19 protein-coding genes and 1 tRNA gene are annotated in these 20,586 nt (G+C 57.8%); 10 read left to right on the top strand and 10 right to left on the bottom strand.

Going from position 1 to position 20,586, the window contains the following annotated elements; all coding sequences use genetic code 11:
- Window positions 1-16: 16 nt before the first annotated feature.
- From RDQ42_RS04325 to RDQ42_RS04315, 3 genes are all read right to left on the bottom strand, one after another.
- On the bottom strand, window positions 17-562 hold the full coding sequence (locus RDQ42_RS04325) for a sugar O-acetyltransferase (protein ID WP_054330721.1): 546 nt from the start codon (window positions 560-562) through the stop codon (window positions 17-19).
- 91 nt (window positions 563-653) lie between these two features.
- The gene (locus tag RDQ42_RS04320) at window positions 654-1,955 is read right to left on the bottom strand and encodes a nucleotide sugar dehydrogenase (protein ID WP_231358610.1); all 1,302 of its coding nucleotides are present in this window, start codon (window positions 1,953-1,955) and stop codon (window positions 654-656) included.
- 104 nt (window positions 1,956-2,059) lie between these two features.
- Window positions 2,060-2,974: an NAD(P)/FAD-dependent oxidoreductase gene (locus tag RDQ42_RS04315; RefSeq protein ID WP_054330722.1), complete on the bottom strand. Its 915-nt coding sequence runs from the start codon at window positions 2,972-2,974 to the stop codon at window positions 2,060-2,062.
- Between the two features lie 419 nt (window positions 2,975-3,393).
- Between RDQ42_RS04315 and aroA the strand changes: the two genes are divergently transcribed.
- The 5 genes from aroA to RDQ42_RS04290 all read left to right on the top strand — a co-directional run bounded on the left by aroA (window position 3,394) and on the right by RDQ42_RS04290 (window position 7,808).
- Window positions 3,394-4,623, top strand: a complete 1,230-nt coding sequence (gene aroA, locus RDQ42_RS04310) for a 3-phosphoshikimate 1-carboxyvinyltransferase (protein ID WP_054330723.1) — start codon at window positions 3,394-3,396, stop codon at window positions 4,621-4,623.
- On the top strand, window positions 4,604-5,677 hold the full coding sequence (gene aroC / locus RDQ42_RS04305; RefSeq protein WP_231358609.1) for a chorismate synthase: 1,074 nt from the start codon (window positions 4,604-4,606) through the stop codon (window positions 5,675-5,677). Before aroA ends, aroC begins: the two co-directional genes overlap by 20 nt.
- Before the next feature lie 38 nt (window positions 5,678-5,715).
- Entirely contained in the window at window positions 5,716-6,000 is a 285-nt protein-coding gene (locus RDQ42_RS04300) for a chorismate mutase (protein WP_054330724.1), read from the top strand.
- 52 nt (window positions 6,001-6,052) lie between these two features.
- Complete coding sequence (locus tag RDQ42_RS04295) at window positions 6,053-6,616, top strand: GrpB family protein (protein ID WP_071427328.1); 564 nt, start codon at window positions 6,053-6,055, stop codon at window positions 6,614-6,616.
- A gap of 136 nt (window positions 6,617-6,752) precedes the next feature.
- Window positions 6,753-7,808, top strand: coding sequence for a hypothetical protein (locus RDQ42_RS04290; protein WP_143117149.1), 1,056 nt, complete (start codon window positions 6,753-6,755; stop codon window positions 7,806-7,808).
- A gap of 70 nt (window positions 7,809-7,878) precedes the next feature.
- Here the strand turns inward: RDQ42_RS04290 and RDQ42_RS04285 are convergent, their stop codons facing one another.
- The 3 genes from RDQ42_RS04285 to iadA form a co-directional block, all read right to left on the bottom strand.
- Entirely contained in the window at window positions 7,879-8,514 is a 636-nt protein-coding gene (locus RDQ42_RS04285) for a DUF2185 domain-containing protein (protein ID WP_231358608.1), read from the bottom strand.
- A gap of 133 nt (window positions 8,515-8,647) precedes the next feature.
- Entirely contained in the window at window positions 8,648-9,412 is a 765-nt protein-coding gene (locus tag RDQ42_RS04280; protein WP_308588364.1) for a creatininase family protein, read from the bottom strand.
- 34 nt (window positions 9,413-9,446) lie between these two features.
- On the bottom strand, window positions 9,447-10,580 hold the full coding sequence (gene iadA, locus RDQ42_RS04275) for a beta-aspartyl-peptidase (protein ID WP_071427327.1): 1,134 nt from the start codon (window positions 10,578-10,580) through the stop codon (window positions 9,447-9,449).
- A gap of 268 nt (window positions 10,581-10,848) precedes the next feature.
- Between iadA and RDQ42_RS04270 the strand changes: the two genes are divergently transcribed.
- The 4 genes from RDQ42_RS04270 (at window position 10,849) to RDQ42_RS04255 (ending at window position 15,089) form a co-directional block, all read left to right on the top strand.
- Window positions 10,849-11,790: a DUF1177 domain-containing protein gene (locus RDQ42_RS04270; protein WP_071427326.1), complete on the top strand. Its 942-nt coding sequence runs from the start codon at window positions 10,849-10,851 to the stop codon at window positions 11,788-11,790.
- Window positions 11,791-11,883: 93 nt separating this feature from the next.
- Complete coding sequence (locus RDQ42_RS04265; protein ID WP_308588361.1) at window positions 11,884-12,561, top strand: AroM family protein; 678 nt, start codon at window positions 11,884-11,886, stop codon at window positions 12,559-12,561.
- Between the two features lie 18 nt (window positions 12,562-12,579).
- Window positions 12,580-13,527, top strand: a complete 948-nt coding sequence (locus RDQ42_RS04260) for an aminopeptidase (protein WP_054330730.1) — start codon at window positions 12,580-12,582, stop codon at window positions 13,525-13,527.
- A 182-nt stretch (window positions 13,528-13,709) separates the two neighbouring features.
- Window positions 13,710-15,089 (top strand): amidohydrolase, encoded by a 1,380-nt coding sequence (locus RDQ42_RS04255; RefSeq protein WP_071427324.1) that lies wholly within the window; start codon window positions 13,710-13,712, stop codon window positions 15,087-15,089.
- A 180-nt stretch (window positions 15,090-15,269) separates the two neighbouring features.
- Here RDQ42_RS04255 and RDQ42_RS04250 read toward each other — a convergent pair whose 3' ends face one another.
- The 4 genes from RDQ42_RS04250 to RDQ42_RS04235 form a co-directional block, all read right to left on the bottom strand.
- Window positions 15,270-15,827, bottom strand: coding sequence for a tetratricopeptide repeat protein (locus RDQ42_RS04250; RefSeq protein ID WP_054330731.1), 558 nt, complete (start codon window positions 15,825-15,827; stop codon window positions 15,270-15,272).
- Between the two features lie 75 nt (window positions 15,828-15,902).
- A complete protein-coding gene (gene proC, locus RDQ42_RS04245) occupies window positions 15,903-16,688 on the bottom strand; it encodes a pyrroline-5-carboxylate reductase (protein ID WP_054330732.1) in 786 nt (261 codons plus the stop codon).
- A gap of 831 nt (window positions 16,689-17,519) precedes the next feature.
- Window positions 17,520-18,152 carry a DUF305 domain-containing protein gene (locus tag RDQ42_RS04240; RefSeq protein WP_308588358.1) on the bottom strand — a complete coding sequence of 211 codons (633 nt, stop codon included), beginning with the start codon at window positions 18,150-18,152 and terminating at the stop codon, window positions 17,520-17,522.
- A gap of 752 nt (window positions 18,153-18,904) precedes the next feature.
- A tRNA-Leu gene (locus RDQ42_RS04235) sits at window positions 18,905-18,991 on the bottom strand.
- 714 nt (window positions 18,992-19,705) lie between these two features.
- Between RDQ42_RS04235 and RDQ42_RS04230 the strand changes: the two genes are divergently transcribed.
- Window positions 19,706-20,581 carry a GDSL-type esterase/lipase family protein gene (locus RDQ42_RS04230; protein WP_231358605.1) on the top strand — a complete coding sequence of 292 codons (876 nt, stop codon included), beginning with the start codon at window positions 19,706-19,708 and terminating at the stop codon, window positions 20,579-20,581.
- Window positions 20,582-20,586: the final 5 nt, after the last annotated feature.

Here is a 20,586-nt window from a genome sequence, read left to right as displayed (position 1 = left end):
AGCCCCTCTGCCGGGGTTACAGCCGCCGGATCACCTTGGCGGGCACCCCGGCGACGATGCAGCCCGCCGGGACGTCTTTGGTAACCACCGCGCCGGAGGCGATCACCGCATTGCTGCCGACGGTGACCCCGGGGTTGAGGATGGCCCCGGCCCCCACCCAGACGTTGTCCCCGATAAAGACCGGCTTGCCAAACTCCAGCCCCGCCCTGCGCTGAGCCGGGTCCAGGGGGTGGGCGGCGGTCAGAACCATGGCCCCGGGGCCGAAGAGGCAATCGTCCCCGATTTCAATGGGGCAGACATCCAGAAACACACAGTTGTGGTTGGCGTAAAACCGGTGGCCCACCCGGATGTTGCAGCCGTAATCGCAATGGAAGTCCGGCTCCACCCAGGGGTCGTCTCCACAGCGGCCCAAAAGCTCCTGGAGGAGGGATTGGCGCTCCCCACCATCCAGGGTGTGGTTGAGCTGGTGGCACAGCTCTTTGGCCCGGCGGCGCAGTTCCGCCAGTTCCGGGTCTGCGGCATCATACATCTCCCCAGCCATCATCTTTTCCCATTGAGTCATAGAACAACCTTCCCTTCTGCCGGTTGCTCCCGGCACAGATCAAACAGTTTTATGCTTCATCCTACCAGGCGGGAGACATAAGTGCAAGGGGTTACAGCCGCAGGATGTTGCCCTCCTGCGCCCCTTGGGTCAGGTTGCGGGTATCCAGCACCAGCCGGGCGTTTCGGGCGATCTGCTCGGGGTCGAAGGCGCTGTGGGCGGTGAGGATGACCGCGGCGTCCGTCTCCTCCAGCAGCTGGTCGGTGAGGGGGACACAGGGCAGGCGACGGCCATCCAAGGGGATGGAATCGAAAAAGGGATCACAGACGGTGACGTCTGCCCCCAACTGGATTAGGCAGCGGATCACCGAGAGGGCAGGGGATTCCCGCAGATCCCCAATATCTGCTTTGTAAGCCGCCCCTAGCGCTAGGATTTTAGAGCCGTTGACCGGTTTTCGATAGAGGTTGAGGGCACAGGTCAACCGATCGACCACATAGGCGGGCATGGAGCGGTTGACCTCGCCGGCGGCCTCAATTAAGCTGGCGGAGCAGCCGTACTGTTTGGCCTTCCAAGAGAGATAAAAGGGGTCGATGGGGATGCAGTGCCCCCCCAGCCCTGGGCCGGGATAAAAGGGCATAAACCCGTAGGGTTTGGTGGCTGCGGCGTCGATGACCTCCCACACGGGGATGCCCATTTTGTGGCAGATAACCGCCATCTCATTGGCCAGAGCGATGTTGACGCAGCGGAAGGTGTTCTCCAAAATCTTCTCCATCTCTGCCACCTTGGGGGAGGAGACGGGGATTACCGGCGCATCCAGCGCTTTTTGGTAGAGGGCACAGGCCAAACGGGTGCAGTGGGGGGTGCAGCCCCCCACGATTTTCGGGGTGTTCCCAGTGCGGTAAACCTGGTTTCCTGGGTCCACCCGCTCGGGGGAGAAGGCGAGAAAGAAATCCGCCCCCACCACAAATCCCCGGTCGGTGAAGAGGGGCGCCACCACCTCCTGGGTGGTGCCAGGGTAGGTGGTGCTCTCCAAAATGACCAGCATGCCGGGGTGGGCGTACTGGGCGATGGTCCCGGCCGAGTTCTTGACATAGGAAATATCCGGCTGGCGGTAGGCGTCCAATGGGGTAGGGACGCAGATGATGGCGCAGTCGCAGCCCCCCAGCCTGGAAAAATCACAGGTGGCGGTCAGCTTGTCCCGCACCTCTCGCAGGGCACAGGAGGGCACGTCGCCGATATAACTGTCGCAGGCGTTGACCCGGTCAGCCCGCTCCTGCTGCAAGTCAAACCCCAGCACCTGGTACCCAGCCTTGGCCAGATTTACTGCCAGGGGAAGGCCCACGTACCCCAAGCCCACAACGGCGCAGACCGCTCTGCCCCCGGTGATTTTTTCCATCAGCTGTTCTGTCATCATAGGATAACCCCTCCACGCAAAAAAATGCCACGGGCGAAAAACCCATGGCATTAGTGTGAGCATTTTTTAGCCGCCTATTCCAGTTTTTGCCGGCAGATGGGGAATTATTCCGCCGCCAAACTGGAGAGATAGGTGGAGGCGTTGACCGCGGCCACCGCGCCGTCGCTGGCTGCGGTGACGATCTGACGGACCGCTTTGGTGCGGGTGTCCCCAGCCACAAAGACCCCGGGCAGGTTGGTGGCACAGTCCTCACCGGCCTTGACGTAGCCATTTTCCAGTTCCAGCTGGCCTTCCACCAGATGGTTGTCCGGGGCGAGGCCAACCGCCACAAACACCCCGCTGACGGGGATGGTCTCGGCGGCGCCGGTTTTCACGTTGGAGATGGAAAGCCCTTCCACTGTGCTCTCCCCGACGATCTCGGTGGGGATGGAATCGTAGTGGATGACGATGTTCTTGCGGGCGATGACCGCATCGGAGAGGATTTTGCTCCCCCGGAAGGAATCCCGCCGGTGGATCAGGTGGACCGTCTCGCAGTTGTTGGCTAAGAAGAGGGCGTCCTCCAAGGCCGTGTTGCCCCCGCCGACGATGGCGGTAACCTTGCCCCGGTAAAAAGCACCGTCGCAGGTGGCGCAGTAGGAGACGCCTTTTCCAGACAGGCGTTCCTCCCCAGGGACATCCAGCTTGCGGCGTTTGGCGCCGTTGGCTAAAATCACCGCTTTGGCCTCATAGAGGGTCTCTCCTGCCCAAACCTGTTTCACCGGCCCAGTCAGATCCACCTTGGTAGCCCCGGCAAACTCCACCTTGGCCCCTAGTTCCGTGGCCTGATTGTAAAGGTTCATCGAGAATTCCACCCCGTCGATCTTGCGGATTGCAGGGTAATTTTCCACTTCCGGGGTGGTGGCAACCTGGCCGCCGAAAACCAGTTCCTCCAGCACCGTGACAGTGTGCCCAGCCCGGGCGGCATAGATGGCGGCAGAAAGGCCGGCCGGCCCAGCGCCAATGACAATGAGATCCACCATAATGTCCATCCTCCTTTTTCTACTATTTTACTCCATATTAACCCCTTTGCATACGAATGTCAAGCAAATCCCCTAATGTGCCTAAAATCTCTTGTTAGTTTTCGGTGATAGCTCCAAAATATTCGGCCTTTAGGCAGTTTCGGTTTGACAGGAGCCCGGGATGGGAGTATAGTAAAAACAACTTAATTCAAAGGAAACGCGGTTTTCGCGCAGGGAGTTTACCACGATGATACAGCTTAGCTACACAACTGTACATTTTGTAGTATTTTTTGCTTGGGCCTACTTTTATGGCGCAGGCTATTTTTGCTGTCATCAAAAGCTCCCGGTTCCAGTGGCCCAATAGGGCAGTCGAAACGGAATCCAAGGGTCGGTGCTTGATGAACAGCACCGGCCCTTTTCTTTTTGCTTGGAGGATGTGTATGGAAGTCACCATTTCCCCCGGACGGTTGGCTGGCAAGGTCGCCGTACCCGGTTCCAAATCCATGGCCCACCGAGGGCTGATTGCCGCCGCATTGGCGGACGGTCCCAGCCGGATTCAAAACGCCACCCCTTCGGGGGATATCGAGGCCACTGTCCGCTGCCTAACCGCTTTGGGGGCAGAGATCCGGCGGGAGGGCGAGGACTTGGAAGTCACCCCGCTCCATAGGCGATGGCGGGAGCGGATCGTCCTCCCCTGTGGGGAGAGCGGCTCCACCCTCCGGTTCCTGCTGCCAGTGGCGGCGGCACTGGGCGCCCCGGCCCGGTTCACTGGGGAAGGGAGGCTCCCAGAGCGGCCCCTGGGCCCATTGGGGGAGACCCTCATCCGGGGCGGGGCGGAACTCTCCGGTTTCCAGCTGCCCCTGGAGCTTGCAGGGCGGCTTCGGCCGGGGGAATACCGGCTGCCGGGGGATGTCTCCTCCCAGTATGTCACCGGCCTGCTGCTGGCGCTCCCTCTATTGGAGGGGGATAGCTCCATCCGGTTGACCACGCCGCTGGAATCGGCCGGGTATGTCAGGATGACCCTACAGGTTCTCGCCCAATTTGGGATCCAGGTCTCCCCGGAGGAGGGGGGATGGCGCATCCTGGGAAACCAAATCTACCGCGCCGCTGATTTTGAGGTGGAGGGGGATTACTCGGCGGCGGCCCTCTTCCTCACAGCCAACGCCATCGGCTCCCAGGTGGAATGCCTGGGCCTCCGGGAGGATTCCACCCAGGGGGACCGGGCTATCCTCCGCCATTTGGAGACCATTCAATCCCTGGGAGGGGGTCGGGTGGAGATTGACCTCTCCCAGTGCCCGGATCTGGCCCCTGCCTTGGCGGTGGCTGCCGCCTACGCGGACGGGGAAACCGCCCTCACCCACGCCGGACGCCTCCGACTCAAGGAGAGCGACCGGCTGGCCGCCCTTTCGACCGTCCTCACCCAGATGGGGGCGGAAGTAGAGGAAGGCCCCGAAACGTTGACCATTCAAGGAAAGCCCGCCCTCGATGGCGGGGTCACCATAGAACCTTTCGGCGATCACCGCATCGCCATGGCGGCTTCCATTGCCGCTTTGGGGGCCAAAGCCCCCGTCACCATCCAGAACGCCCAATGCGTGGGCAAAAGCTACCCCCAATTCTTCCACCATATGAAGTTGTTAGGAGGCGTATGTCATGTCGTCAACCATCGGTAATTCCATCAAAGTCACCTTGTTCGGAGAATCCCACGGCGAGGCCGTCGGGGTTGTCATCGATTCCCTGCCCGCCGGCGAACCCATCGACCTGGGGGAACTGGAAGCCTTCCTCGCCCGCCGCGCCCCGGGGGGACGGTATGCCTCCCAGCGCAAGGAGAGGGACATCCCCCACATCCTGTCCGGCTTGGTGGATGGGGTCACCTGCGGCTCCCCCCTCTGCGCCGTCTTTGAAAACGGCGACACCCAGTCCCAGGAGTATCTGAAAAACCGCTTCCTCCCCCGGCCCGGCCATGGGGACTATCCCAACTTTATCCGCCATGAGGGCTACAGCGACGTCCGGGGCGGCGGCCATTCCTCCGCCCGGCTCACCGCCCCCCTTGCCCTGGCGGGAGGCATCGCCAAGCAGCTTTTGGCCCGCCGGGGCATCCAGGTCCAAGCCCGGCTCTTGTCAGTGGGTGGGGTGAAGGACATCCCCCTTGACCCGGTGCGGCCCGACTGCCAAGCGCTCCAAGCCGCTTCGGAGAGGGAGATCCCCGCCCTGACCCAGGAGGCCGCCGGCCGGATGGCCGCCCTCATCGAAGAGGTCCGTGGGGAAGGGGATTCCATCGGCGGTGTGGTGGAGTGCTGTGTCACCGGCCTGCCCGCTGGCCTGGGCGCCCCCATCTTCGACGGAGTGGAAAATGAGATCAGCCGGATGGTGTTTGGCATCCCGGCAGTGCGGGGCATCCAGTTTGGGGCGGGGTTTGACGCCGCAGGGATGCGGGGCAGCCAACACAACGACCCCTTCTGCATCGACGAGACCGGGGAAGTCCGCACCGAGACCAACCGCCACGGCGGAGTCCTGGGCGGCATGACCTCCGGCATGCCTCTCCTGTTCCAGGCGGCCTTTAAGCCCACCCCCTCCATCGCCATGGAACAGAAGACGGTGGACCTCCTCACCCGCACCGAGACCACCATCCAGATCAAAGGCCGCCACGACCCCTGCGTGGCCCTGCGGGCGGTCCCCTGCGTGGAAGCGGCCGCAGCCCTTGCAATTCTCTCCTTAATCGGGTAGGATAGAAGTATTCCCATATCAATAAGGAGAGACCTGCCATGGATTTGAATGAGCTACGCCTTCAGATTGACGACATTGATTCCCAGATCCTCGCCCTGTTCCTCCGCCGGATGGAAGTGGTGGAGCAGGTGGTGGATTACAAACAGAAAAACAACCTCCCGGTGTTCCACCCAGAGCGGGAGGCGGCGATTTTAGAAAAGATGGCCTCCCGGGCCCCCGCCCACCTGAAAGAGGGCACACGGGAGCTGTACGCCACCCTGATGAAGGTGAGCAAAGACCGGCAGTACCAGCTGCTGGGGATGGAGCCTCCGAAAGAAGGATAGCGGGAGGCTGTCCTTTGTGGAGAATGGCTTATCGGCAGAATAAGGAGCTTTTATGCTGGGCTTAAAAAGGGGAAAGGTGGAATTGCTCCCCCACCAAGAGGAGTGGGCAACAAAAGCCGGGGATACCGCGGCGGAGCTGTGGCAGATTCTAGGGGATGCGGCCGTTGATATTCAGCACGTTGGCAGCACGTCTATCCCCGCTATCTGTGCAAAGCCTATACTGGATCTTGTAGTGGGCGTCCGGGATTTAAAAGATGTGCTCCCCTACCGGGGCGCTTTGGAACAGTGCGGCGTGGTGTTCCGGGGGGAGGATGCCCCTGGGCAGCTGTTGTTTGTCATGGGGGATTTTGAGAAGGACCTGCGCACCCACCACATCCACGTTGTACAATGGGGCGGAGAGGCGTGGGAGAATTATGTCAATTTCCGGGATTATCTCACCTGCTTTCCTCAAAAAGCATGGCAATATGACCGCTGCAAGAAGGAATTGGCTGCGGAGTTTTCGGATAATCGAAACGGCTATACGGCGGGGAAGCAGGAGCTGATCCGCCTGTTGCTGCAAGAGGCCCACACTTGGCGAGCGGGGCAAAGGGATCAAGGGAAAAATGAACCCTGTTGAGGCCCATTTGGAAAAAGAAAAGGGGATACCCTTGCCAAATTCGCCAAAAAGCGTGTATACTATTTTGTATGAAATGGGATACGCGCTTTTTTGCGCCCAAAATTCGGGAAACCATGTAAAAAGGGAGAATTGCGCTTTGAATCGAAATTGGATGGCGGCGTTTTTGGCCGCGCTGCTGCTGACAACCTTTGTGGGCTGCAACAAACGGGAGGGCGGGGAAGCCTCGGGCAGCGTGCCTGGCTTCCAGGATGGAGAGTACACCGCAAGCTGGGAGGACCCTGCCGGGAATTCCGGCTCCATCAAACTGACGGTGGAGAAGGGCAACCCCACCGTGGCGGAATACGTCCCGCCCCAGGGGGCGCCTGCCTCTTTCCAGGAGACAATGAAGCAGGAACTGCTGGAGGCCCGGGCCCGTTCCGGCGACACCAGCCACTACCGCCTGCCGCTATACAGCCCCGGCACCTATACCGTCCGGGCTGAGAAGCCGGAGGAGGACTACGCTGAATACCTTATCCTCACCGCCACCGAGGACACCCTCACAGTGGTGGAGTTTGACGGCAAAAATAAGGCGGGAGAGCTGAAATCCGCCGACCAAGCCCTCAGTGAGGAGATGCGGACTGCTAAACTGTATGGGCCCAATGTCTTCCTGCCGGCTATTGTCAAAAATTTTGAGGAGGCCGGGAGCCTGGAGAAAATGGACGGGGTGACTGGGGCCACCAAGTCCCTGGAGAATTTTAAAACCCTGTATGCCACGGCGGAGAAAAATGCAAAATTCCGCTTGGCCCAGGAGGAGACCATCGGCCAGTATGTAGACGGCACCTACCGGGCGGAGATGCGGGACTTTGACCACGGCTGGAAGGATTATGTGATCCTCTCCATCCAGGACAACGTGGTCACCATCGAGGAGTTTGACGCAGTGGACGAAAAGGGCCAAAAGAAGAGCGAGGATAAAAACTTTCAGGATACGATGATCCGCGCCAACAAGCGGGCGGGCCTACCGGAGACCTATCCCCAAAAGTACAACCCGGAAATCCTCGCCTTGTTCGAAGACGCGGGGAAGAACGTGGTGGCTATGGACAATGTGGCTGGGGCAACGGTGAGCACCAACCATTTTAAGCTGCTGGCCGGGGGGATTTTATCCTATAGTGCCCGGGTGGGGGATACAGAGACCTTGGTGGTTGACCCCTTGTAAACAGGAAATACAACAGCAAAAAAGCCGCCGGACAGTTCCGGCGGCTTTTTGAGTCAGCTTATAAGGGGGGTTATTCCCCATCCTCCAGGTCAGCGAGGCCCAGGGCTTCATAGGTTTGGGCGTCGATGAAGTCGTTCACCTCCGGGTAGAAGGCAAAGGCAGGGGAAGGGGAAGCGAACACCTTGTCCAGCAGCGGTTCCATCCGCAGCATCTCCCGCAAGGGGAAGAGGGCGGCGTTGTTGGGGTCGTTAAGGTACTCCTCGTCCTCATCGCCGTAGAAGAGCTGCCAGCCGCTGTCCACCTCGTTGACCGGCTCGCCCCGTGTCACCCAGTTGATCTCCCCCTGTTCCAGGGCCTTGCGGGTGATGATGCACATCAGCTCCCGGTCATAGGAGGGGTCCCCCCGGAAGATGTCGGCCACATTTGCCACTTCAAAGGCGATGGGGTCTCCCAGCTTGATCTCCTCAATGAAGTGGGGTTCGTTGGCGAGAATGCCGCCCAGGCGGTCTTCCTCCCGCGCGGTGACCTTCACCCACATCCGCTCGGCGCGGCAGCCCTCAGCGGTCTCCTGAGGCAGGACAAATACCAGCTGCACCAGGCTCTCCGGGCCGATGGCATCCAGATCCGCCTGGCAGGGTACGGGGAAGTGGCGGGGGTCGGCTTGGTGGCGCTCTTGGGCGTTTTCTAAGATAAATGTTTCGTACATAGTGCGGCACCTCAATTTCTTATGTTGGCTATCCAGTAGTATAGCATTTTCGGAGATGGGCTGCAACCGGGGGCGGCCGGAACCCAGGGGGAAAGGGAAAAAGGAGCGGTTTTGCCCGCTCCTTTTTGGCTTTTTACAGCTTTGGAAGCTCCACCTTTTCAAACTCGGCGATGAACTCGCACAGGTATTTGCCGGTGGCATCCAGCATCTCATTTCCCCAGGAGACAGTGGCATCCCGGGGGTCATCGGGGCCAAACCAACCGCTTTCAGTGACGCTCTGGAAATGGCGGGGGATGATCACATCCACCCCTTTGAACCGGACGGTCTTGACGCTGGAAACCGGCAGGTTCTCGCTCAAGTCGTTGGGGACAAGGGGCATGTAATCCTCCATGTGGACATACTTTTCATCAATGGCCAGCATGGCTGCGGTCTCCTCGCCGCCGCCATGGCCGCCTTTCCAGGCAGGGTTCAGCTCCCCAGCGATCTGCCACCAATTGAAGAGGGCGGAGATGCCGCCGTTGTCCTCAATTTCCAGGCCGATTTTATTGAGCACCCCGTCGTTGCCGCCATGGCCGTTTAAAAAGACAAATTTGCGGATGCCATACTCATATAGGGCCCAGACGATCTTGCTCATCACCAGGTAAAGCCCTTCCTCCCCCAGGCTGATGGTGCCGGGGAAACCCTGGTGGTGGTTGGCCACGCCGTAGGGCACGCCGGGCAGGATGAGGACATCCAATTCCCGCTCCACCCATTCGGTGAGCTTTTTGGGGATGAGGTAATCGGTGCCCAAAGCCAGTTGGGAGCCGTGGTTTTCAATGCTGCCCACAGGGATGACGGCGATGTCCTTCCGCTCAAAGTACCGCTCTGCCTGTTTCCAGCTGATTTCTTCCAAGCGCATGATGGAAAACCTCCTAACATTTCTCGTTGACGGCTTACAGCCCGAAATAGCTCTTTGCCTTGATCTCTTTGTCCAGCATCATCACCTTGCCCTGGGCGAAGAGAGAGTCGATGTCCAGCTTGTTGTCCAAGAGGAGGACATCGGCGTCGCTGCCCTCTAAAAGGGCACCCTTGCGGGGATAGATCTCCAAACCTTTGGCCACATTCTCGGTGACCAGCTTGAGGGCGGTGGTCATGTCCACCCCCTGCTCGGTGATCAGCGCCTTGATGGAGCCGTAGAGGGTGTCCATCTTGCCCACACCCATGCCGATCAGTTCGTTTTTCTCATTCCAGATGGGCATGCTGCCGTTGGAGTCGGAGCTGAGGGTGATTTTATCCAGGGGGGCCAGCTCCAGGGCCTTGGCCAGGGTTTTGGCCACTTCCGAAGTCTCCACCCCGGAGGTGAAGTCTATGTTGCCGCCCATCTTTGCAAAGGCGATGGCGTCGTCAAAACAGTTAGCCACGTGGGTGGGGCGGAAGTGCTTGATGGGCACGTTGCTCTCCTCCACTACGGCCATCACGTCTTGGAGGCCGCCTTTGCCCTTGCCGGTGTGCATGTGAAGCACGCCGGGTTTGCCGCCAATGAGGCTGCCCAAGCGGACCTGGGTGGCCAGGCGGAGCAGCTCCTGCCGGGTGACGTGGGAGGAGCGGTGGTCGCTGATGGCCAGTTTGCAGCCGATGACCTCGTTGATATAGGCGATGTCCTTATCCACCCGGCCGGTGAGGGTGGGGGAGGGGTACTCGTAGGCGCCGGTGAGGCAGTAGGTGGTGATGCCCTCCTCGTTGAGGCCCTTGGCCTTGGCAACCAGGTTCTCCACCGAGCGGGTGAAGGAATCAGTGCCCAAGAGGCCCACGATGGTGGTGACACCGCTTTGGATGATGTCGCCCAGGCACAGTTCGGTGACCCGGCTCTTCATGCCGCTTTCCCCGCCGCCGCCGGTGATGTGGACATGCTGGTCCATCAGGCCGGGGACCGCTTTTTTACCTGCGGCGTTGATGATCTCCATCCCTTCATAGGTGAAGTCGATGTGGGGGGCGATTTTTAAAATTTTGTCTCCGGCGATCAAAATATCGTTGATGCCGATGTGTTCCGGGGTGTAGACATCTGCGCCGCGAATGAGTTTAAACATGGTATTACTCCTTCTTTCCCTCTGTTTTTAATGCTCAGGACGCCAAATTCCTGTTGATTTCACAACACCATTTTAGTACAATTGATGAGGGATGTAAAGCACACTCAAGAATTTTTTCCTCCAAAAATGGGCCGAATTGCAAATTTATTCTGAAAAAACGCAGGAAATATTGCAAAAAAGTATGCGGTGTGCTACCATGAAGCTACCAACCAAAGATCTTGCGCCATCCAGCGCAAACTTGACAACAAAAAGAAAGGGAGTAACCATTATGCTGCTGAAACAATTGATGGAAGTCTACGACATTCTGGACGACAGCAAGGCCAGCGCCGAAGGAGTCGCCGCCTACCTGCGGGGTATCCGCGCCGACGCCAACATCGAGATCAAAGAGCTCTCCACCGAAAAGGGGAGCACCAAGATGATTAAAATCCGCATCCCCGGTACAAACGGCAAGTCGGTGGGCGGAACCGCCCCCACCATCGGCCTGTTGGGCCGCCTGGGCGGACTGGGCGCACGGCCTGAGATGACCGGCTTTGTCTCTGACGGCGACGGCGCCTTGGTGGCCCTCACCCTGGCAGCTAAAATTTTGGATATGCAGAACAAGGGCGACACCTTGGAAGGGGATGTCTTCATCTCCACCCACGTCTGCCCCGACGCCCCCACCCAGCCCCATATCCCCGTCCCCTTTATGGGCTCCCCGGTCAACATGGCCATGGTGAACAAAGAAGAAGTCACCGAGGAGCTGGACGCCATCTTGGTCGTGGACACCACCAAGGGCAACCGGATCATCAACAAGCGTGGCTTCGCCATTTCCCCCACCGTCAAGGAGGGCTACATCCTGCGCACCAGTGAGGCCCTGTTGGATATCATGCAGATCACCACCGGCGAGCTACCTGCCGTTTTTGCCATCACCACCCAGGACATCACCCCCTACGGAAATGACCTGTACCACCTGAACAGCATCCTGCAGCCCTCCACTGCCACTAAGGCGCCGGTTGTAGGTGTGGCCATCACCGCCGAGACCGCCGTCCCCGGCTGTGCTACCGGCGCTTGCCACTTCACCGACTGCGAGGAGGCCGCCCGCTTTATGCTGGAGGTCGCCAAATCCTTCGGCAAGGGCCAGTGCGCCTTCTATGACGAGAAGGAGTACGCCCTCATCCAGAAATTGTATGGCTCCATGAGCCACATCCAGACCCTGGGCAACCGGGACTAAACCATATTGCCCTCCCCGGGGTGCGCCCTGGGGAGGGCTTCTTCCGTTTCCCCTGGGGGGAAGCATTTACTGGAAAAAAGGAGGATACACCCCATGGAAAAGGTTAAAATCGGGGCCATCACGGTGGGCCAGTCCCCCCGGGTGGATGTGACCCCTGACCTGTGGCCTATCTTCGGCCCCAATGTGGAACTGATCGAAGCCGGAGGCCTGGACGGCCTGAGCCGGGAGGAAATTGAAACCTTTGTCCCCGAGGAAGGGGACTATGTGCTGGTCTCCCGCCTCAAAGACGGGAGCAGCGTCACCTTTGCGGAACGGTATGTTCTGCCCCGCTTGCAACAGTGCATCGACAAGTTGGAGGAGGAAGGGGTCCGGCTCATCCTCTTTTTCTGCACCGGGGATTTCCCCGACAACTTCCGACACAAGGTACCGCTGATCTTCCCCAACCAGATCCTCTTCGGGCTGGTGCCGGTCCTCTGCGCTGGGAAATTGGCGGTGCTTACCCCCTCGGAGAAGCAGCTCCAGCAATCCCAGAAGAAGTGGGGCGGCTACGGCTTGGAGGTGACCTCTTTCGCTGCTTCCCCCTATGGGGAACTGGCCGCGGTGGAAGCAGCCGCCCGGGAAGCCGCCAAAACCGATGCCGACCTGGTGCTCTTGGACTGCATCGGCTACACCGCCGAAATGAAGCGGATGGTGGCAAAAATCACCGGCAAAAACGTCATCCTCTCCCGGACCATCCTGGCCCGGGCGGTGATGGAGCTTTTGGATTATTAACAACGGAGGGACAACCCCATGAATTTGATTGAAAACGCAAAATCCATCCTTCTCTCCTCCATGGCGGCCAAGCCAGGGGAGAATGTACTGGTCGTCACCGACGACAGCAAGTTGGAAATCGGCAACGCCATCTACCTGGCGGCCAAGGAACTGGGCTGCGAGGCCATGCTCATGGTGATGGGGGAGCGATCGGTCTCCGGTGAGGAGCCCCCGGCGGCGGTAGCTGCCGCCATGGCCGCGGCGGACATCGTCCTCTGCCCCACCGCCAAATCCCTGACCCACACCAACGCCCGCATCAATGCGGTGAAACAGGGCGCCCGCATCGCCACCATGCCAAACATCACCAAGGAGATGTTTGAGAAAGGGGCTATGACCGCCGACTACACCCGGGTGGAGGCGCTGACTGCCGCTGTCACAGAGCTGCTGACCAAGGCGTCCACCGCCCGCATCGTCAAAGAGGGGTGCGAACTGACCCTGGACCTGCGGGGCCGCGACGGCGTGCCCAGCCCCGGCGTCTACAAAGAGCCGGGCAAGAGCGGCAACCTCCCCTCTGGCGAAGGGTATATCGCCCCGGTGGAGAACGGCTCCAACGGCGAGATGATTATCGACGGCTCCATGGTGGGTATGGGCACCCTGAAAAAGCCCCTCAAGGTCACCGTCAAAGACGGCAAGCTGACCAAGATCGAAGGGGATGAGGAGGGCAAGCTGGATATCCTCCTGAAGAATGAACGCAACGCCACTTTGGGGGAGCTGGGCATCGGCACCAACGAGAAAGCCATCCTCTGCGGCATCATCCTGGAGGATGAAAAGGTCTACGGCACCGTCCACATCGCCTTTGGCACCAACACCTCTTTTGGGGGCACCAACAAGGCGGACTGCCACATGGACGGCATTATCCTCAAGCCGGACCTCTACCTGGACGACCAGCAGATCATCAAAAACGGGGAGTTTTTGCTTCAATATTAAAAAGGAATACCCCAGCCCCGGAGTAGCTTCTCCGGGGCTTTTTCCATAATAGAGAAAATAGATCTATAATTGTGGAATAGTTCTATGGAATGTGTCTATATATTCTGTTATACTGATGTTACCAGAAAACAGAATATGCCGAGGGAAGCACCTTCGGCGACATAGAAAGGAGAGCATCTCAAATGAACGGGACAATTGCGTACCAGGCCATTGAAAAGAACCGGGCCATGCTGGAGGGCATCGCCAAAAAGATGTGGGAAAAACCGGAGGGGCCATACCGGGAGTTCAATGCCTGCCAATGGATTTCCACCGCCCTCAAAGAGGCGGGCTTTGACGTGGAGATCGGCGCAGGCGGCGTCCCCACTGCCATCAAGGCCACCTGGGGCAGCGGCCATCCAGTCATCGGCATCTTGGGTGAATTGGACGCCCTGCCCGGCATGAGCCAGAAGCTGGTCACCCACAAGGAAGCGGCGGTCCCCGGCGACTATGGCCAGGGCTGCGGCCACAACCTGCTGGGTGTGGGCGCATTGGGCGGCGCTCTGGGCCTGAAAGCGGAGATGGAGGAGCGCAAACTTCCTGGTACAGTGGTTTATTACGGCTGCCCAGCTGAGGAAGTTCTAACCGGAAAATCCTTTATGGCCCGGGGCCATGCCTTTGACGGTCTGGACCTGTGCGTGGACTTCCACCCCGGCACCACCAACGCGGTGCGCACCGGTAAAAACACCGCCCTCAATTCGGCGATCTTCCACTTTAAAGGCAGAACCGCCCACGCCGGCGGCGACCCCCACAACGGTCGCTCCGCTTTGGACGCGGTGGAACTGATGAACGTGGGAGCCAACTACTTGCGGGAACACGTCACCAGTGATGTTCGGATTCACTACATCATCCTGGAGGGAGGCACTGCCCCCAACATCGTCCCCGACAAGGCCAGTTCCAAATACTTTGTACGCGCCCTGACCCGGGATGCGGTGGTGGATGTGTACGACCGGTTGGTCAAGGTGGCCAAAGGCGCTGCCATGATGACCGAGACTGAACTGGAAATCGAGTTCCTGGGCGGCTGCTACAACCGGCTGTGCAACATGGAGCTCTCCAAAGTCCTGTACGACTGCCTGGCTGAGGCCCCCAAAGAGGCGTTTACCCAAGAGGAAAAGGATTTTGCCCACGCCCTCAACCAGACGATGCCCGAGCTGTATGAGCAGCTGCGCACCAAGGCTTACGCCCCCGAGGGGACCGACCTTCATGAGGGGCTGCTCCCCATCGAGCCTGTCGACGGCTACGGCTCCAGCGATGTGGGCGATGTGCAGCACATTGTGCCTGGAGGCTCCTTCTCCACCGCCTGCTTTGCCATCGGCGCCCCCGGCCACAGCTGGCAGAATTCTGCCTGCTCCGGCCACTCCTTGGGCCTCCGCGGCATGATCTATGCCTCCCGGGTCATTGCCCTGTTCGGCCTCAAGGTCATAGAGAACCCCGACATCGTTGAGAAGGCCAAAGCGGAATTTGTCAAGGAGACCGGCGGCAAGCCGTATATCTGCCCCATCCCCGAAGAACTGCCGATCCCGTAAACCGGTTACAGATCACATAGCGAAGACCCCGCCTGAGCATCTCAGGCGGGGTCTTTTTCATGGGACAAGGCTGTAGATATAGCAACCACGGCCCTTTCCCTGGATGGCCGTGGATAAAGATACACGACGGGGACCCACCCCAAAGAAAAACCGCCCGGGGAATCCCCTCGGGCGGTGGGTTTACCAATCTTCCAGGTGGTCTTCTGGCCCCAGGCCGGGGCGGGGGAGGGGCTCGTAGCGGCTGTTCTCCGGCCCATTGGGATATTGCCTGTGGGTTTTGTTCCCACCAGGGGCGGAAATGGGCTTCATGTTGTCAAAGCTGCGGTAGAACTCCCGGGGATCTACCCGTTTGAGCTGTTCCAGAGCAGCGGCCAGGGCCTCCGGCTTGTGGATGGAATCCCGATAGATCCGGCAGAGGAAATACCAGCAGTCCCCCTCCTCTGGGTTGAGGGCGACTGCCCTTTGAAAGGCTTCCTCCGCCTCTGCAAACCGGGAGAGGCGGAAATAGGAGTACCCCATCCGGTACCACCAGACCCAGTCCTCCCGTCCCTCATCTGCAATGCTCTCTAACAGGGCAAGGCCCTCTTCATAGCGGGCCAGGTTGTTGTAAGCCCGGGCCAGGTACCCGGTGATCTGGTAGGTGCGCTCCTCCTGGGGGAGCTGCAGGATGGCGTCTACAATCTTCTGGTGCTGGTCGGCCTCGTGCCACTGGGAAATTTGTTCCAGCAAGGGTTCCATGGCGGGTCGTCTCCTCCTTTCCAAAATGGGAAAACTGCCTGGGGGAATCATCCCCCGAACGGGATGGAGCAAAGGCTATTTCATCATGACGGCGCGGTCGATGGCGTCGATGAGAGTGGCGCGGATATTGCCATCCTCCAGGGCGCGGACGCCGCGGATGGTGCTGCCGGCCGGCGAGCAGACATTGTCCTTCAGCTTGCCGGGGTGTAGGCCGCTCTCCGCCAGCATCTTGCCGGAGCCCAGCACCATCTGGCTGACCAGGGTGTAAGCCATATCCCGGGGCAGGCCGTGGAAGACGGCGCCGTCGGCCAGAGCTTCCATAATCACATAGAGGAAGGCGGGGCCGCAGCCGCTCAAGGTGCCGCCCACATTCATCAGGCTGGTTTTCACTGGAAGAAGTTTACCAATGCTTTCAAAAAGGCCCTTGGTGAATTCCAGTTCTTCGGGGGCGAGGTTGTTGGTTTCCTCCAAAAGGGCCATCCCCTCGCCCACCATGCAGGGGGTATTGGGCATGACAAAGGCCACCCGGGTCTCTTGGGGGAGGATTTCCCGGTATTTTTCATAGGTCCAGCCCAGGGCGATGGAGATGATGGCTTTGCCTTTGAAAGCGTCGTAATGCTCCTTGACAACTTCTTCGATGTTGTAGGGCTTGACTGCCATCAGCACAATATCCGATTGGGCCACCAGCTCTTCCGCAGTGGAAGCGGGGTGGATGCCGGTCTCTCGACCCATGGCCTCCACTTTTTTCTGATCAATGTCGTAGGCGTAGACCTGCTCCGCATGCAGGTAGCCCGCTTTGAGGGCGCCCAGCAGGATAGCGGAAGCCATGTTGCCCATGCCGATAAATCCAAGTCTTTTCATAGGGTGTTCTCCTCCCAATTTTGTGTTGCCGCAGGGCCGTCCGTAGGGGGCAGAACGCCCCAGGAATCTGCATTCCTCAAAAGGCCGGCCCAATGGATTGTACCTGCAATTATAGCATGGGGAAGAGGAAAGTACAATCCAAGCCCCACAGAAATCCCCTAAGCGGTTTGTTGAGAGGCGAACAATAGTTTCTGAAAATAATGACGAATCTTTGTTCACATCGTCCATTGAAAACCGAACGCACGTTCTGATATACTGAGAACACAGGGAACGAACATATGATCGAACGCGCGGCGGATCGCTGGCGGGAGGAGGAATTGGAATGAGAAAAACCTGGATACACTTTTGGAAAGATACCCTTTTTTTGGTGTGCCTCCTGCTGGCGCTAGGATCCGCAGGCGGGTTTGAGACCGGCGCTTTCTCCCTGGGGAGATGGATTGCCTACACGGTGGGATTTGTCCTCCTTGCAGGCTGCTGCCTCCTCAGTAATCCGGGACAAAAACAGCCCCGCAGGGCCCGGAATGTGGTCCCTCTTTCTGGAAAGCACACCCCTCACCGGCCTACTGCCGCGTAGGAGGGCACCTATCTTTCCTACAGCAGTCCACCGGAATTCCGGTTGCTATATTTGAGGATGAAAGTGGGAACCCTCTTTTGGCGCAGTGTTTTGAGCAGACCCAGTTCACACTTGGTGAGCTGTTGGAGAGGCGGGGAGGAGTTTCTTCCTGTGAATGATCCAAATCCGCTTGATGCTAAAGCCGCCAATGGGAAAGGGAAACAGCAGGAGGACAGCAAAATGGCCGCCCTTGTTGGGCGGCCACAGGATATTGGGAATTATGATTTGGGAAGATCATCGAGGATGGACTGCATCTGGGTGATCTCTTCTTGTTGGGCGTCTACAATGTTTTGGGCCAGCTTTTTGACTGCTTCATCTTCGGTGTGAACCAGGATGGCATTGGACATGTCCACCGCCATCTGGTGGTGGAGCATCATCCCCCGGGCAAAAGCTTCGTCTAAGCTGTCGCCGTCTGTATGCACCGCATGAGAGGACAGCATCAGTTTGTTGTATGCATCCAGGTAAGCGGATTCCTGCTCTTCATCTTTGACCGCGGTGGTCTCACGCTCCTGAATCATGGCCTTCATCTCATCGATCTCCGCTTTTTGAGCGGTGATGATCGACTCGGCTAGAGGTTTTAATTCCGGATGGGAACCGCCGTTGTTCAGATAGCTTTCGGCCATGGAAATGGCAGATGCGTGGTGAGGGATCATACCCGCGAGGAAGTCGACAGCAGCACTCCCCGAATGTTGAATGTTCCCCATGTCATCCATCATGGTGGACATGATAGTGTTTTGCTCGTCCAAGTAGGCTTGGAGGCTGGGGTCCGAATGGGAGCTCCCATGATCCATCTGGCTGTGATCCATCTGCCCGGCGCTGCCGCTGGCGTTAGGGGAGGCTGGGGAAAACACGCCCTCCAAATCAAAACCACAAGGATAAGGGCCGCCAAACCGGCAATGGCCCAATACCAATTTTTTTGCTTCATAATATCTCTCCTGTTCCAGCATTTCAGCTAGTTGTATCCCCATTAGAATCTGTATATCTCAACTTTTTATACCTAAAAAAGCAGACAGCTTTATGAAAGGAAGATAGAGGGATCCACTAGCTTTTACCAGAGCCCATGCCGCGGCGGTGCTGGAATACCCAGGAATTTTCTTCCAGAAACGAAAGTCCAACTCCGACACCAAGACCATCTCTCTCCAAGAGCTTGGGGAGATGCTGCGGCAGTACGGGGTTTATCACATCATCCTGAAATAAAAAAAGCCCCTGGTTCTCCTAAAAAGGAGGATCAGGGGCTGTACTTTTTAGCCTGTGATTAAGCCATACGGGCTACTGCCCAGTAGCCAATTGCTGGGTCGGCCAGTAACATCAACATTTTTTCAAATACAGGTTAGGTAAAAGACGACTTTTAGAGACGAAAAACCCGCTTAAACAAACTGTTTAAGCGGGTTTTCTTTGGCGGAACGGTTAAAATCGATATTTTCGGCTTTGAGACTATTCGAAGAAATGCAACCCAACGGCCCTTCTGGGCCAGCGGCGCGTTTGCGCCGTGGAAGCGTTTTGCCGTAGGCAAAACCTTGGCGCAGGGGCAATTCATTTGCCCCGAGTATTTAAATCACCGGAACCCAAAAAGAAAGACACGCTTTTAGCGTGTCTTTCTTTTTGGTGCGAGAGAAGGGACTTGAACCCTCACGGTAGTTACTCCGCCAGCACCTCAAGCTGGTGCGTCTGCCGATTCCGCCACCCTCGCATATTCACAGATACTACCTGCAAATGCAAGGATTATTATAGCATCGCAGAGAATACTTGTCAAGGGATAGCGCATAAAATTTTAAGGCATCATCAGTCATTTCCCAAGCGCCTTCTTCGGCCCCCGCCCCATAATATAAAGTGGTGGGGAAACGCTGGGCTTTCCCACAAAATTCCGCTGGGAGAGGATAACTGAGCAATCACTATTGGTATAATAAAAGAGAACATATCTTCTGTGGAAAACGATTTTCCTTATAAAAATCGGGAAAATTGGATTTTATGTGGAAAACTCTGTGGAAAGTGTTTATAACTTTTTGTATAATGGAGGGATTCACTCCAGATTTCCAAAGAATTGTAAAATATTTGTGTTTATAGTTTGGCCCCTTTGAAAAATTCCGGAAATATGGTAAAATAGCCACAGCAGAGCTATGGCATTCAAAGAATTGCTTGCAGGGCGCGACCCTTTGCGGCAGGAGCCGCACCGCAATTCTTTAAAATTTGTGCAGACTTTGCGGTAAAATAGCCAAAGAGCCACCCCCTTCATCGGGAAGGGAGATCGTGCCCTTTTTTCATTGGCACGCCGGGCCTGGTTTCAGGCGGCAGTCCAGTGGAACATCCAAATACAGGAATCCCTGGGGAATCTTTTTTAAACGGCGCCGATTTGGCGGGCGGGTCTGGAATAGAAACCACAGGGGGACGGATAAAAGGAGCAGGTATGACAAAACGAGATACGGATAAAATTTATCGGAGGCGCAGGGGAAGCCCGGCGCTTCTCGCATTGATTGTGCTGTTGGTTTTGACTGCGGCTTCGGCGCTCATCGCCTTGGCTTGGCAGGGGATTCAGGGGACCGACCCGCCCCAAAATTTAGTGGTCCGCTTGGAGGACCGCTCTTCTTCTCAGGAGGAAAGTTCCTCCTCTGAGCAGCCGCCCTCCTCTCAGGAATCTTCGTCTGAGCCAGAGGAACCCCAGGGCCTTATGGGAGCGGTGCCGGAGAGCCCCCGGGTGCGCAGCGATTACTTTGACGATGCCATGTTTGTGGGGGATTCCATCACCACCGGCATCGAGCTATACGAGGTGATGTCCAATGCCACTGTAGTGGCAGCCACTGGTATCAATCTGGACAATATCATGACTAAAAAGGTCATTGAGCTAGAGGGGCAGGAGCTGACAATCCCCGAGGCCATGACCCATTACCATCCTAAGAAGATCTACATTATGCTGGGGGCCAACGGCGTGGGAGGTTTGACAGCGGAGCAGACAGCGTCCTACTATGCCAACTTTGTCGACTTGGTTAAGAGCCAGCACCCGGGCGCCATCATCTATGTCCAGTCGATCCTGCCCATCAACGAGGCAAAGTTCGCCCAGAAGTACAATGGGGCGATGACCAACGCCAAAATCGACGAGACCAATGCAGCTATTTTACAGATGGCCCAGGAAAAACAGGTGTATTACCTCAACGTGGCCGAAGCCTTTAAGGATGAAACCGGCGGCCTGCCCGCCAGCGCCACCCCCGATGGGCTTCATTTTGGGACAGAGAGCTATACCAAATGGTTCGATTATCTGAAAACACATACAGTAACGGAGGAATAACGGCT

It is taken from the genome of uncultured Merdimmobilis sp. (assembly GCF_902471145.1).
GTDB classification, from domain to species: domain Bacteria; phylum Bacillota; class Clostridia; order Oscillospirales; family Ruminococcaceae; genus Merdimmobilis; species Merdimmobilis hominis.
Note: the sequence above shows the minus strand (reverse complement) of the source record. Positions and strands in the feature narration are given on the sequence as shown.

Excerpts from the sequence above, each read along its gene's own strand:
- RDQ42_RS04255 (WP_071427324.1), top strand. The coding sequence starts at position 13,710 with ATGAACGGGACAATTGCGTACCAGGCCATTGAAAAGAACCGGGCCATG.
- aroA (WP_054330723.1), top strand. The coding sequence starts at position 3,394 with ATGGAAGTCACCATTTCCCCCGGACGGTTGGCTGGCAAGGTCGCCGTA.
- RDQ42_RS04315 (WP_054330722.1), bottom strand. The coding sequence starts at position 2,974 with ATGGTGGATCTCATTGTCATTGGCGCTGGGCCGGCCGGCCTTTCTGCC.
- RDQ42_RS04280 (WP_308588364.1), bottom strand. The coding sequence starts at position 9,412 with ATGCGCTTGGAAGAAATCAGCTGGAAACAGGCAGAGCGGTACTTTGAG.
- iadA (WP_071427327.1), bottom strand. The coding sequence starts at position 10,580 with ATGTTTAAACTCATTCGCGGCGCAGATGTCTACACCCCGGAACACATC.
- RDQ42_RS04295 (WP_071427328.1), top strand. The coding sequence starts at position 6,053 with ATGCTGGGCTTAAAAAGGGGAAAGGTGGAATTGCTCCCCCACCAAGAG.
- RDQ42_RS04260 (WP_054330730.1), top strand. The coding sequence starts at position 12,580 with ATGAATTTGATTGAAAACGCAAAATCCATCCTTCTCTCCTCCATGGCG.
- RDQ42_RS04325 (WP_054330721.1), bottom strand. The coding sequence starts at position 562 with ATGACTCAATGGGAAAAGATGATGGCTGGGGAGATGTATGATGCCGCA.
- RDQ42_RS04230 (WP_231358605.1), top strand. The coding sequence starts at position 19,706 with ATGACAAAACGAGATACGGATAAAATTTATCGGAGGCGCAGGGGAAGC.
- RDQ42_RS04320 (WP_231358610.1), bottom strand. The coding sequence starts at position 1,955 with ATGATGACAGAACAGCTGATGGAAAAAATCACCGGGGGCAGAGCGGTC.
- RDQ42_RS04270 (WP_071427326.1), top strand. The coding sequence starts at position 10,849 with ATGCTGCTGAAACAATTGATGGAAGTCTACGACATTCTGGACGACAGC.
- RDQ42_RS04300 (WP_054330724.1), top strand. The coding sequence starts at position 5,716 with ATGGATTTGAATGAGCTACGCCTTCAGATTGACGACATTGATTCCCAG.
- RDQ42_RS04250 (WP_054330731.1), bottom strand. The coding sequence starts at position 15,827 with ATGGAACCCTTGCTGGAACAAATTTCCCAGTGGCACGAGGCCGACCAG.
- aroC (WP_231358609.1), top strand. The coding sequence starts at position 4,604 with ATGTCGTCAACCATCGGTAATTCCATCAAAGTCACCTTGTTCGGAGAA.
- proC (WP_054330732.1), bottom strand. The coding sequence starts at position 16,688 with ATGAAAAGACTTGGATTTATCGGCATGGGCAACATGGCTTCCGCTATC.
- RDQ42_RS04285 (WP_231358608.1), bottom strand. The coding sequence starts at position 8,514 with ATGTACGAAACATTTATCTTAGAAAACGCCCAAGAGCGCCACCAAGCC.
- RDQ42_RS04265 (WP_308588361.1), top strand. The coding sequence starts at position 11,884 with ATGGAAAAGGTTAAAATCGGGGCCATCACGGTGGGCCAGTCCCCCCGG.